Source organism: Limimaricola soesokkakensis (assembly GCF_900172345.1).
Taxonomy (GTDB): Bacteria; Pseudomonadota; Alphaproteobacteria; order Rhodobacterales; family Rhodobacteraceae; genus Limimaricola; species Limimaricola soesokkakensis.
Genome location: NZ_FWFY01000008.1, coordinates 38,371 through 51,109, shown reverse-complemented (window position 1 = coordinate 51,109; position 12,739 = coordinate 38,371). Strand labels below are relative to the sequence as shown.

The following is a 12,739-nucleotide window of genomic DNA, read 5'->3' as shown; positions in this document are numbered from 1 at the left end:
GCGATGCCCGGGCCTTGGTCGAGAACCGTCCTGCCAGCCATGGCGGATCGGCGCCACGCGGGCTTTGTCGCCATGTATCGCAAGGCGGGCGGGGGATACATTTCGCGACAATATCCCCCGGCCGCCGGTGTCTTGCGCTCAGCCGTCCTGCAGGAAGAACCGGATCATGCCCTTTGAGGCGTCGGGCCCTGCCGGGTCGGTATAGCTGCCCTCGGGGCGGCCGCCGGACCATGCGTGGCCCGCGCCAGACACGATCCAGCTTTCGGCGCGGACCCGCCCCTGCGCGTCCTTGTGAAGCCTACGGCGATAGGGCCGGGCCGCCTCGTCCTCGGCGGGGGCGGCGTCCTCGCCCCGCGAGCCCAGTATCCTTTCGGCGTTGGAGATATCGACCGTGCGGTCGGAATCGCCGTGGATGACGATCAGCCGCGGGCCGGTGGCGGCGGCGGCGCGACCGGCGCCCTGGCCACGCATCGCGGAAAAGGCCGAGACCATGTCCTGCGCGGCACCCGCCGGCAGGCCCGAATGCACCCCGATCGCGCCGAAGATGTCGGGATGCGTCTCGCCCAGGATCGCCGCCATCGCGCCGCCCGCCGAGAGCCCCGCCACGAAGCAGCGCTCGCGCCCGAGACCGAACTCGGCGCAGAGCGCCGAAGTCAGGCCGGCCAGGATCGCCGGTTCGCCCCGCGCGGCCTGCTGGTGACCGGCCTCGAACCAGTTCCAGCACGACATCATGTTGTGGTCGCGGGTCTGTTCGGGCCAAGCCACGGCGAGGTCAGCGGCCTCGGCGGCGGCGTTCATCCCGGTGCCGCGTGCGAAATCCTCGGGCGTCTGGGTGCAGCCATGCAGCATCACCACGAGGCCCTGCACCCGCGCGGCACCGCAGGAGGGGATGTAGAGCCGGTAGTTCCGCGCGCCCTCGGGGCCGGAATGACTGCGCGACAGGAATTGCGCCCCCTCGGGCATCTCGGGCACCGTGGCGTCGCCCGGCACGACGCCGCGCCCGGCGGGGCGGAGCTGCCCCGGCAGCCCGGCGAAGGCGCCGGCCAGCGCGTTGGGCAATGCACCGGACAGCGAATTGGTCGCGGGGCCGCAATCGACGCAGCCGCTCATCTGCGCCTTCAGGCGCTCGAACAGGGAGAGGGGCTCGGCGGTGTCGGCGGCGTCGCTGCCCTGGCCTGCCTTCTCGTCGAGGATCTCGGCATCCTCGACCTGTGGATCGCGGCGCCATTTCGAGGCGCGGGGCAGGGCGGCGGGCGGGGTCGTCGCCGCCGGCTCGGGTTGGTCGGGCCGCGCGCCGCCACCAAGCGCGGCCTGGATCTCGCGGGTGGCGCCCATCGGGTCCTGCGCCCGCACGGCAGCCAGTGCCCGCCGCATCGCGGCGGTCATGTCGATACTCATCTCGCTCGTCCTTTCGCAGCCCGCTCGGGGCGTCACTTGATCCGGTCCGCCAAGGCGGATTTGAGGGCCGGGCTCGCCTGGAGCGCGCCCAGAACGGTCAGCGAGGCGATGGTCTGCCGCGCCAGATCGGGGTCGATGTCGGGGGCGAAGCGGGCAAGGCCGACAACGCGGACATGCAGCACCTCGCCCTTGTCGCGCAGCTCCTCGAGATCGGCACGCAGGAAGTCATAAAGCCCCACTTCGAGCCGGTGCCGCGCCACCGAGCGGTCGATCTCGCCCGCCTGCGCCGCAAGCTGGGTGCGGATCGCGGTGCGGATGAAGTCGGTCCGGTTGCTGAAGAAGCCTTCCTGCACCAGCAGATCGATCCGACCCAGATCGACCGGGCCGAGATTGATGGTGATCTTCTCGCTCTCCGCCGTTTTCTCGCGCTTGGCCACAAACCATCCTTATACCATCCATATGGATGGTGATATGGCGAGTCTGCTGCGCATTGCAATCCCCTTGAAGCGTCCGGGTGGTCACGACCATGCGAACGGATGGGGCGAGGGATGGATGCGGAGAGGGGGAAGGGGGATGCCTTTAAGATGCCCATTGCCTATGGAAAGGGCGACTTGCGGCGGCCTTGTCGTTGGATCCGGCAGTTCCTGCATAGTCGCCGCGATCGGCGAACGAACCTCGTGCCTCGAGCCATCGAGTTGATCCAAGTCTTGGCAAGGAGGCTGGTTTTGAGCCAGGCCACTAAAATTCTGGGCATGTCACGCTTGCGACCGCGTTGAAGCAGGATCTCCACCGGACCGGTCCGGTCTATTTCATGAGAGCTACGAAGGCTTGGACCGGCGGGTGTGGCGAGCGGTAGGGGTTTCCCGATTTCGGCGATCCAGCTTTGAAGGTAGCTTTTCTTACTGGAAAAGGCGGCGTCCAAAGTTGAGGGGTGCATGCGAACTGGAAAGGCGCATGCCGATGCTGACGGCCTAGCGATGGCCGACCCATCCCCGGTCGTCTGTGAAGGCACGACCAGGCGATATGGACACCGTCTCGTAGCCGTCCGGCAGCGCCGGCAAAGCCGCGAGGGGTGCCGCCGACGCGGCGAGCACGACGTTGGCCCGTCCGCGTGAGCTTACCGGGCCCTGAACGGCAGCGACGTGGGGATAGAGGTCTCTCAGGATCGCGTGCAGTCCGCGCACGAGCGGGCCATCGGGCGCATCGATGAGGTTCACGTAAACGGGGCCGTCGACGATTTCTCGCAGACGCTCATAGGTCTCGAGTGTCGCGAGATGAGCGGGAACCGATTCAGAGGAGAACGCGTCCATGACCGCGGCGTCGAAACGTCGATCCGTCTCGTTGATGTAGACACGGCCATCTTCGTGCACGATGCCGAGCCTGCCTGCATCCGCCGCGTCGCCGGATCCCGCGCGGGTCGCGTCGAAGCTCGTCCGCGCGATCATCCTGCCGGCCGCAGGAAGATGCGCCCTGACGACGGAGGTAACGAGCGGGTCGATTTCCACCGCGACGGCTCGGGCCGCCGGTCGCGAGGCCAGCAACTTGGTGGGCAGCGTGTAGCCGCCGCCGCCGATGAAGAGCACCGCTGGTTCCGCACCGAGATCGCGGTCCATGCGGGCCCAAAGCCATTGCGCGTAGGACAGCACCAGCTCCGGCGAGCCTTCGGTGCCGACGCTTCTTTCCGCCGCCTGCGACGTGCGGTCGGCCTGGAGATAGACCGTGTCGCCGCGGCGCAGGATGTCGATGCAGGACAGGCCGGATTCGTACTGGCAGACGGGGCCGCTCATCAGGCCCGCGGCCATGAGGAGGGCGGCGAGTGCCATGGAGACCGGCGTGACCGGCTCGGGCGGGGCCGGGGTCGTCGCGACGGCTCCGTCCTCGGCGCCGGATGCCCCGCCGCGCACGAAGGGAACGCAGAGCAGAGCCACGGCGCCGCATGCGGCGAAGGTGGCCGCCGAACCGAAATGCGGCAGAGTGACGAAGCCGGCCAGCAGGGCGCCCGCGATGGCGCCGATCGAGCCTGCCGCCAGCACGAGGCCCAGCGACGAGCCTTCCCGCCCGGGCCGGGCCTCGACGGCCATCTTCGCGAGGAAAGGGGATGGAAAGCTGACGAGCACCGAGGCGGGAAAGAACGCCACCCAGACGGTGAACAGCATCCCTCCTGTCCCGCGCGCCCCCATGGCGTAGAGCGCGGCGAGCACCGTCGGCGAAAGCGCCATCAGCACGGCCGTGGCGAGCAGCGCCCTGCGCACGTGCCGAATGGCGACCCGGCGCGGGCGCTCTGCCGCGAACCCGCCGATGGCGTTGCCGACCGAGAACCCGGCGAGCACCGTGGCGATGACGGTCGTCCATGTCACCAGGGAGGTTCCGAAGAATGGGGCGAGGACACGTCCGGCGGCGATTTCGTAAGTGAGCCCGACGACGGACAGGACGAGGATCAGGCCGATCATGGTCCAAAAGCGCATATCGGTCTCTCCGTGGTCAGGTAGACGGGGCCCGCTCGCCCGAGAGAGCGTAGTGGCCCCTTGCCTGAAGGGAAGGCGGTCGGTGTGCGCGATACTCGAACCGCGCCTCTGTGAGGTCGCAGGGTAGGGCGCTCACCGCCTCTTCTCCAGCTTCTTGACCCTCGGGCGGGCCCGGCTCCTCGTGACGTCCATCGGATCGTCTTTCCGCGCTCTCGATGCGGCCATGGCCTATGTCGAGGGTGATCGGCCCACAAAGGAATGGCCGTTACACCGGGCCTTCGACGACACCCGAAGCGGCGCGGGCGCGATCGTCCATCTGCATTCCTGCCACTCCGTGGCGCTATCGATGATGCCCGGATCCAGAAAATGGTTTGTCGGAAGAAGGGGAGTAAACGGACATTCGCTGCGCCCGACCGGAATGTCAGCCATGACGCGAGCCGAACATGCAATTCACGACGGTTCGGACACGGCCAAGTCGAGCAACCTCGCCGCGTCTCGGATGGCGCCGATCAGCTGGTCACGGCTGTCATCGGTTGGCTGATCCGCCGAGAACAAGAGGCTGATCCCCCGGTTCGCGTCTGGCATGACCAGCGGCCTGACGACGACTTCCTTTCGGTGGATCGCCTGGCGACGGGCGAACAGATCGGGCAGCACCGCGACACCGGCGCCGGTCGCAGCCATCAGCATGATGGAGTCGAGGCTCGTGCCTTCGTAGTCGTCCGACACGATGCCCCCGCTGAGCCCTGCGAGGCCATAGACGATCCGCGCCAGCCGGTGTCCCGTATCCAGCGTCAGGAGGCGCTGGCCGGTCAGATCGGCGCCGCCGACACGGTCGAGCGTGGCGATGGGGTGATCCGGGGTCACGGCCACCCAGAGGGTCTCGGTGAACAGCGGATGCTGCCGGGTGTTCGGGTGGTCCTCGGGCGTCGAGATGATGGCATCGAAGCGCCCGTTGCGGATGCCTTCGTCGAGGCTCAGGGTGTTCTCCTCGCGCACGATGACGCGCAGATCGGGCTGGTCGCGATGCAGCGAGTGCATCACCTGCGGCAGCAGGTAAGGCCCGATCGACGGCAGGACGCCGAGCCGCAACCGCCCGCCGAAGGGCAGCGTAGAGGTCATGACGCTGCGCAGGTTCTCGACCTCCGCCAAGATGCGCCGCGCCCGGTGGACGCATTCGAGCCCCTTTGCCGTCGCCTGCGTTCCGCCGCGCCCTCGCTTGAACAGCCGCACGCCGAGATCGGCCTCCACCGCTGCGATCTGGCTGGAGAGGCTCGGCTGGCTGACATGCAGCGTATCCGCGGCCAAGCTGAAGCTGCCGAGCTGATGCACCGCGACAATGTATTCCAACTGGCGAAGTGTCGGCCTCATGCATAGGTCCAAGCTATAGATGGCGCTGATAGAATGTATTTAAGCTATGCGGATTTCTGCGGCAATGGAGGCGAAACCGAAAGGAGTTCGCCGTGTCTGCCGTTCTCGACACCCTCACGGGCAACCTCATGGTGCCCACAATCCTGTTCTTCGTGCTTGGCCTGATGGCCGCCTTCGTTCGCAGCGACCTATCCATTCCCGAAGGGGCGGCGAAGTTCATGTCGCTCTACCTGCTTCTGGCCATCGGCTTCAAAGGCGGCCATAGCCTGGCGGAGCATGGTTTGCGCAGCGAGCTGCTGGTCGCCATCCTGGCCGGTCTGCTCCTGTCCTTCCTGATCCCCTTTCTGGCCTTCGTGCTGCTTCGGGCCATGGCCCGGTTGGATGCGATGAACGCCGCCGCTGTGGCCGGACATTACGGATCGATCTCGATCGTCACCTTCGTCGCCGCCACCAGTCTGCTCGAACTGTCCGGCGTCGCGTTCGACGGCTACATGGTGGCGGTCGCCGCCAGCATGGAGGTGCCGGCGATCCTCTCGGCGCTGTGGATCGCGCACCGGTATTCCGGCGACCGGGAAGCGACCAGCAGCGTTCCGGCCCGCGAACTCTTCGCCAACGGTTCGGTGCTGCTGCTCACCGGCGCATTCGTGATCGGCGCCGTCACGCAAGACAAGGGCATGCAGATGATCGCTCCCTTCGTCGTCACGCCCTTTGTCGGCATCCTCTGCCTGTTCCTGCTCGACATGGGGATCTCCGCCGGCCGGAGCCTCTCGGCCAATCGGCACATGCTGAACCCGGGACTGTTCTCCTTCGGTCTGGTCATGCCGATCACCGGCGCACTGCTGGGCTGGGCCGCCGGATCGATGATCGGGTTGCAGACCGGGAGCCTGTTCCTGCTGATGGTCCTGGCTGCTTCCGCCTCCTACATCGCGGTTCCTGCCGCGATGCGCATCGCACTGCCCAAGGCCGAGGCCGGCATTTACCTCACGCTTTCCTTGGGTGTGACGTTTCCCTTCAACATCACGGTAGGTTTGCCGCTGTATCTATGGTTGGCAGGTTTCGGCGCATGATGCCCGCGAATTGGCCGGTCAGTGCTGAAGCTGACCTTCGTCGCGGAGCGTCTTGACGGCGATCATCGGTGACCGAGGTCAGCCACCTTCAGTGGCGAGATAATTTGGCAGCGCTGAACCTGTAGCCAATCGAACTCGACTGCCTATCGGTGTCATCTCCCTGCCGGCGTGTGGGGAGGTGCGCCTCGGGCGGCGCACCTGTTTGTTACGGAAGAGTAGGCGAGTGCCAGTCGCCCGGACCCTACCCGATCCGGCCGCCACCCTGCTTCTGGATCACGACCACGGCGGGCCGGGGTGGCATGCCATCCGTGAAGTCGGGCCAGCGGGTCGAGGGGCTGTCGAAGGTCGAGCCATCGCCCGGATGCTGGACCGCGAGGAACAGGGACTGGTCATCGTTGACGAACCACGGGCCGCACATCTCCGCCCCCACCGGCACGCGGAAGAAATGCTTCGACGTGCCTCGCATCTCGCCCTCGGTTTCCATCGCCCAGAGGCCGTCAGCCCTCCCGGTGTCCTCGGCCGAGTTGCCGTCGGTCGCGATCCAGAGCCGACCCGCCGCGTCGACCGCGCAGTTGTCGGGCATGCCGAACCAGCCATGTTCGCTCGTCGCCGGGGAGAAGGTCGCGCCTACTGCCTCGACCGAGGGGTCGCCGCACTTGACGAGGATCTCCCACGGCATGGTGTCCGCCGCGAAATCGCCCTCCGGCGCGGTGATCTCGATGATGTGGCCGAAGGCGTTCTCGGCGCGCGGGTTGGCCGCGTTCTCGTCGCCCGGCTTGCGGCGCGTGTTGTTGGTCAGCATCACGTAGATCTTGCCGGTCTGCTCGTTCGGCTCGACATCCTCGGGACGGTCCATCGGCGTCGCCTCGAGGAAGTCGGCGGCCCGCCGGGTCTGGATCAACACGTCGCCTTGATCGGCAAAGCCGTTCTCGGCGGTCAGCGGTCCCTCGCCATGGATCAGCGGCAGCCAGGTCACGGTGCCGTCCGCGTCGAAACGCGCGACCGAGAGCGTGCCGCGGTCGAGGATGTCGGGGTCCGGGTTTTCCGGGTCATGCGCGGCCTCGGTGACGAAGCGATAGACGTAGTCGAACCGCTCGTCGTCACCCATGAACAGCGCGATCCGGCCATCGCCATTGACCGCCGGCATGGCGCCCTCGTGCTTCATGCGCCCCAGCGCCGTGCGCTTGACCGGCGTCGAGTTCGGATCGGCCGGGTTAACCTCGACGATCCAGCCGTGCCGGTTGGGCTCGTTCGGCTCCTTGTCGATGTTGAAGCGGTCGTCGAACTTGCCCCAGGCATACCACTTGCCCGGCACGCCGTAGCGGGCGTTGAGGATCGTTGCCGGATCGTCCGAGGTTTCGGTCGAAGGCGGCTCTTGGGCGTCGCTCCAGAAGTAGCCGTTGAAGTTCTCCTCGGCCATCAGCCAGGTGCCCCAGGGCGTGATGCCGCCGGCGCAGTTGTTGAAGGTGCCAAGCACGTCGGTCCCGGCCGGGTCGGCCCCGGTCTGCATCTTCGCGTGACCGGCCGCGGGACCGGAGATCTTCATCGGCGTTTCGGCGGTGATCCGGCGGTTGTAGGTCGAATCGCGCACCACCGACCACTTGCCGTCCTCGCCGCGCCGGATCTCGATGACGCTGCCGCCATGCGCGGCCTTCTCGATATTGACCAGTTCCTCGGTCATCTGCGCGAACTCGGCGTCGTCCTGGATGCCGAGGCCCGGGAACATCAGTTCCTCGTTGGTATATTCGTGGTGGTTCACGAGCAGCAGCCGGTCCGGATCGTCCGGCGCTTCGGGATGCGGCACCGTCCCGATGAAGTCCGAGTTGTAACCGAACTGCTGGTTCTGCGCCTCGGCGGTCTGGTTGTCGACGTCGAACTCTGGCGCGCCGGGCAGGACCGGATCGCCCCAACGGATCAGCACGTCGGCGTTGTAGCCCTCGGCAACGACCATGTCCTCGCTAACGCCGGCTTCGATCTCCGTGAAATCGAAGCTGCCCTCGCCCGCCTGCGCGTAGGCCCGGCTGGCGGCCAGCGCCATCGGGCTGACCGTGGCGGCGATGGCGGTGAACCCCAACGCGCCCTTCATCAGGTCCCGTCGCCCCATGCGGGCGGCGATCACGTCGCCGATCGTCGGGGCGCTGGACGTGTTGACGCCCTTGTCATCGGCCGCGTCGAAGCGCTGTGACCGGTTCAGTGGATCGAAAATGGTGAATTTCATGTTCTTTCCTCCCTCGCCTGGCCGCGTCGCCAGGCGAGGCCGATCTTGGCACCGAAGCTTCGAGTTGTAACCTGAGGAATGCGCCGGCGGGTTTGTCCCTCGATAACCCCGGACCGGCTCGAGCCCCGTCGCGACGGGGAAGCGCTATCGACCGTATCCGTCAGACTGATTCCTGAACCTAGGACTGACGGATACAGTTGCTGAGAAATGTGGTTCCATTCATACCCCATTTATTATCCAGCATGAAATGCGGTCGTATTAATGCGATGGTACTATTACCGCCAGCACTTAGAAGTGAGACCGGGCGAAGACAACGTTTTTTTGTTCTTGAATTTGCAGCAAAAGCAGAACTCGAAACACGAAGGCGACTAGAGCCCGATAATAAAGTAGGATGCGGATGATCAAAATTGGAGATTGACGGCTCAAGCTTTGTCGACCTATGCTTGAAAAGCACCATCGCGGGGGTCGCATGCAGATTGCAAACCTCGAACTTTCTGATATAGATGTCGCTTCTTTAAGGTTGCACAAGGTCGTGCGACGGCACATCGGCGGTCAGGATCATTCGCGCTGGGTCCTGTCTGGTCCAGATGAAGCCAATGCAAAAGGTCGCCTGTACTACAAGATCTGGAACCCGAGCTATATTCGTCGAGACAACATAATGGGCGCTCTGAATAGCGGCTTTTATGATGCCCGGACGGTCCCCGCCTTGCGCGCATTGATATTCGCTCGTGGCGTTTGTCGCGGTTATGTCATGAAGGAATGCCGCCCTCTCAAAAGCCTCGATCCTTCGTTCTTTCGGCTGGTCCTCGACAGAACGGCGGGCACCAACTATTTCGCCGTCCAGTTCGGCCATGCGCACAGCATGCTCTGTGAGGGCGAGATTAGCATGATCGATCTCGAAGGCGTCTACCCTATCAAGGAATTGGACCTGATCAGGCGCCATCACAGTGCCTTTGCCAGCGCGAGATACGCCAAATTTGTTGCGGCACTGTATCGGGACCTGGTCGGTTCCGAGGGTGGAACGCTACCCAAACCGCCGCTGGAGCGGCACCTAGCTTGGAGACAACATCCGTTACAAAAGACCTTGGTCGTGGCATCAAAGCACGTCGGACGCGTCTCGGCCCGGTGCGCTCCGAGATTAAGGCAGTTAGAGGTATAATTAGGCGGACCACAAATTTTGGACGCGGGGGGAGTTGCCTAATCCTCGGATAGGAGCGAGTTTGTTCAAATTGTTAGGCAAGATACCAGAGCTGCTCGACCAGCATGAACGACGCCGATTGTGGATGGCTCTCGCGATTGGCCTTGCAATTGGCGTAGGTGATATGATCGGGGTCATGTCTGTGATCCCTTTCCTGATAGTGGCTGCAGATCCGAGTTCAATCGAAGAGAAGCCCAGTTTCGCGAAGGTTTACGATATATTTGGGTTCTCGGACGATGCTCTATTTCTGATCGCACTAGCAGTATGCTCCTTGATAACCATTTCTGTGGTTACATCTCTTAGAATTTTTGGTCTCTTTTACATGAGGAGGTTTGCAAGAGGCCAAAGCGTGAGTTTCGCGTCCCGACTGTTTGCGCAATATATGCAAAAGTCCCTGGACCGAACTCATACCCGGCATTCCGCCAGTCTAATCTCCAACATTCAGTCAGAGGTCGAGAGAGTTGTGAACGGGGTGATGATGAACTCCGTACGCCTTTTTGCCAATGGTAGCACCGCGATCTTCCTCGTCCTGTTACTGATCGTGGTCGAGCCGGTGGCGGCAATCACCATGGGTCTACTGCTGGGGTGCGGATATGGAACGGTATTTGCCGCAGTGAGCGGCCGCATCCGTCACCTTGGTGCCGAGCGGGTTCATGCTAACGCCCAGGCGGCGAAGACCCTTGGCGAAGCCCTGGCAGGTTCTCGTGAAATCTGGCTGTACGGCATGCAGGGCTTTTATCGATCGAGATTTGAGGAGGCCTATCGGCGCAAGAACGAGGCGCAGACGATGGCGGAGCTATTGCGGGATGTTCCCAAGTCTGTCCTCGAATTATTGACATTTGGCACGATGATCCTGTTGGTGATCTGGTCTCTGAGCGAAGGAGCACAGTCGAGCGGCGCTCTCCCGCTAGTGGTCCTTTATGCCTTCGCGGCGGCCCGGCTTATACCGGCGTTGCAGCGCGTTTACGCCGCCGCCACGGCCTTGCGCACGGATCTGCCATCCCTCGATGCCCTATGGGCTGATCTTACTAAAGCAGAGCTCGAGGGATCGCTGGCAGCCGATGCGGGTACCGCGCCACGGCTGGAGAGAACACTCGAGTTGAAAGGGATCTCTTACCGGTACCCTGGCTCGAGGCAGTTCGCAATTCGAGACCTGAGCCTGACCGTCCCAGCAGGGTCCCTCGTGGGAATCGTGGGTGCGACGGGCGCGGGCAAGAGCACCATTCTTGACCTGATGGCTGGCCTGCTGACTCCGGAATCGGGGAGCATTTCGGTGGATGGCACATCAATCGACGACCGAAACAGGAGCCAGTGGCGAAAACGCGTAGCTTACGTCCCGCAGGAAATCTCACTGATCCAAGGGTCGATCAGGGAGAATATTGAGTTCGGATTTCATGATGCTCACCATGCGAAATATTGCATTTGGCGGGCGGGGGCATTTGCGGGACTTGATCCACTCATCGCGGATCTGCAAGACGGATACGACACAAAGTTGCATGAGCGGGGGATCAATCTTTCCGTTGGCCAGCGCCAGCGCATCGGCATTGCTCGCGCCGTGTATCGTGAACCGGATCTATTGGTTATGGACGAATCCACAAGCGCGCTCGATGCGCTGAGCGAAGCCGAGCTGAATGCGGCGGTTGCGTCTCTACGCGGAAAAACGACGGTCGTAATTGCCGCCCATAGGTTGAGTTCCGTTAGAAAATGTGACATGATCTTCGTAATTGCCGACGGTCATGAAATTGAAGCTGGTAGTTATAGCGAGCTGATAGCAGGTGGTTCGCATTTCCGATCTCTCGTTAATGCCGATATGTGATCTTGTTGCGATTGCAGGGAAAGTGTTTTGGACCATGACGTCTTTGCATGTGGCGCAGGTGATTGGGAATCTGAAATGCGGTGGCACGCAGGAGCTTTTGGTCCAGCTCGCCGGTCAGCAGCGCCAAGCCGGGTTGCGGCTGCGAGTAGTTGTTCTCTCTTCCCCAGCTGGCACCGGGTATTGCGATCGCTTGCGCGCGGCAGGCGTATGTGTCGCTCATCTGTCTCCTGGGCGGGGCGGCGTAGGGATGCAGATCTGGCGGCTGGCTCGCGAGCTGCGGGCCTCCAAGGTCGACCTCGTTCACACCCATTTGAGACGCGCGAACACGCTTGCCCCGATCGCGGGCGCCATCGCCGGCGTTCCGGTGATAGGCGGGCTGCATTTGCCAAGCCCCAGCCGCCGCGGCGTCGATGGTCTGCGCGACTTGACCGAGAGCATAGCGCTCCGGGCCGGTAGCCGGGGCGCGACGGCTTGCTCCGACAGCGTTGCCCGCGACAATCGTGTTCGGCTGGGATCACTGCCGATCGCGACGCTTGCCAATCCGGCCCCACCTGCCCCTCCTCTCGCCATGATCGAGACGGGCCGCGCTGCCGGTCGCGATGCCTCCGATCCGGTGGCCTTCCTCGTGGTCGGCCGCCTGGCTCCGGAGAAACGTGTTGAGATCGCGTTGTCCGCCGCTAGGCACCTGTTGGATCGCGGCATCAGGTTTCGTCTTTCGATCGCGGGCGAGGGTAGCGAAGCCTCTCGCCTACGGGCGTTCAGCCGCGATCTAGGGCTGGATTCCGTGGTTCGCTTTTTGGGCCCGCGCTCCGATATTTCCCGGCTTATGATCACGCATGACGTCTACCTGAGTGCATCGCGCGAAGAAGGCCTGTCCATCGCTCTGCTAGAGGCGATGGCTCATGCGATGCCGGTCATCGTTACCCCTGCAGGCTCCGCTGAAACGCTGGTCGACCGGCATGTCGGTTACTGCGTCGGAATGGAGGACACGGAGGCCTTGGCATCGGCCATGGATGAACTGGCTACGGATCCAGCCAAGCGTTGCAATTTGGGACGAGCCGCCCGCCTCAAGGTGGAGCAGCATCACCGTCTCGACGATTGGAGCCGAGATCTTGTCAGGCTTTACGAACGGGCGCTGGCCGGTCGCTTGCCCTCGTCCATACCGGGGGGCCTGCGCCCAGACAGAGCGATTTTTTGACAGGTGTGTTT

Annotated in this window: 10 protein-coding genes and 1 pseudogene; 5 read left to right on the top strand and 6 right to left on the bottom strand. The window is 63.8% G+C overall.

The window, feature by feature from the left end:
• Nucleotides 1-138 precede the first annotated feature (138 nt).
• From LOS8367_RS12905 to LOS8367_RS12895, 3 genes are all read right to left on the bottom strand, one after another.
• Nucleotides 139-1,398: an extracellular catalytic domain type 1 short-chain-length polyhydroxyalkanoate depolymerase gene (locus tag LOS8367_RS12905; protein ID WP_085896936.1), complete on the bottom strand. Its 1,260-nt coding sequence runs from the start codon at nt 1,396-1,398 to the stop codon at nt 139-141.
• Between the two features lie 32 nt (nt 1,399-1,430).
• Nucleotides 1,431-1,835, bottom strand: coding sequence for a ribbon-helix-helix domain-containing protein (locus LOS8367_RS12900; protein WP_085896935.1), 405 nt, complete (start codon nt 1,833-1,835; stop codon nt 1,431-1,433).
• Between the two features lie 534 nt (nt 1,836-2,369).
• The gene (locus tag LOS8367_RS12895; RefSeq protein WP_242665588.1) at nt 2,370-3,848 is read right to left on the bottom strand and encodes a fused MFS/spermidine synthase; all 1,479 of its coding nucleotides are present in this window, start codon (nt 3,846-3,848) and stop codon (nt 2,370-2,372) included.
• A 190-nt stretch (nt 3,849-4,038) separates the two neighbouring features.
• Between LOS8367_RS12895 and LOS8367_RS19400 the strand changes: the two are divergent.
• Nucleotides 4,039-4,404, top strand: a pseudogene (locus tag LOS8367_RS19400) (class II aldolase/adducin family protein); the annotation flags it as partial.
• Here LOS8367_RS19400 and LOS8367_RS12885 read toward each other — a convergent pair.
• A complete protein-coding gene (locus LOS8367_RS12885) occupies nt 4,314-5,231 on the bottom strand; it encodes a hydrogen peroxide-inducible genes activator (protein ID WP_085896933.1) in 918 nt (305 codons plus the stop codon). The pseudogene LOS8367_RS19400 and the gene LOS8367_RS12885 sit on opposite strands and share 91 nt — an antisense overlap.
• Before the next feature lie 92 nt (nt 5,232-5,323).
• Between LOS8367_RS12885 and LOS8367_RS12880 the strand changes: the two genes are divergently transcribed.
• Nucleotides 5,324-6,298: a sodium-dependent bicarbonate transport family permease gene (locus LOS8367_RS12880; protein WP_085896932.1), complete on the top strand. Its 975-nt coding sequence runs from the start codon at nt 5,324-5,326 to the stop codon at nt 6,296-6,298.
• Nucleotides 6,299-6,539: 241 nt separating this feature from the next.
• Here LOS8367_RS12880 and LOS8367_RS12875 read toward each other — a convergent pair whose 3' ends face one another.
• On the bottom strand, nt 6,540-8,516 hold the full coding sequence (locus LOS8367_RS12875; RefSeq protein WP_085896931.1) for a PhoX family protein: 1,977 nt from the start codon (nt 8,514-8,516) through the stop codon (nt 6,540-6,542).
• Nucleotides 8,517-8,985: 469 nt separating this feature from the next.
• Here LOS8367_RS12875 and LOS8367_RS18850 point away from each other — a divergent pair, with 469 nt between their 5' ends.
• Both LOS8367_RS18850 and LOS8367_RS12865 read left to right on the top strand, forming a co-directional pair.
• Nucleotides 8,986-9,675, top strand: a complete 690-nt coding sequence (locus tag LOS8367_RS18850; RefSeq protein ID WP_133056331.1) for a hypothetical protein — start codon at nt 8,986-8,988, stop codon at nt 9,673-9,675.
• A gap of 61 nt (nt 9,676-9,736) precedes the next feature.
• Nucleotides 9,737-11,530, top strand: a complete 1,794-nt coding sequence (locus LOS8367_RS12865; RefSeq protein WP_133056330.1) for an ABC transporter ATP-binding protein — start codon at nt 9,737-9,739, stop codon at nt 11,528-11,530.
• On the opposite strand, the gene LOS8367_RS19300 is transcribed toward LOS8367_RS12865, so the two are convergent.
• Nucleotides 11,514-11,750 (bottom strand): hypothetical protein, encoded by a 237-nt coding sequence (locus LOS8367_RS19300; protein ID WP_242665596.1) that lies wholly within the window; start codon nt 11,748-11,750, stop codon nt 11,514-11,516. The genes LOS8367_RS12865 and LOS8367_RS19300 overlap by 17 nt on opposite strands.
• Between LOS8367_RS19300 and LOS8367_RS12860 the strand changes: the two genes are divergently transcribed.
• On the top strand, nt 11,664-12,728 hold the full coding sequence (locus LOS8367_RS12860) for a glycosyltransferase family 4 protein (RefSeq protein ID WP_242665594.1): 1,065 nt from the start codon (nt 11,664-11,666) through the stop codon (nt 12,726-12,728). The two genes, LOS8367_RS19300 and LOS8367_RS12860, sit on opposite strands and share 87 nt — an antisense overlap.
• Nucleotides 12,729-12,739: the final 11 nt, after the last annotated feature.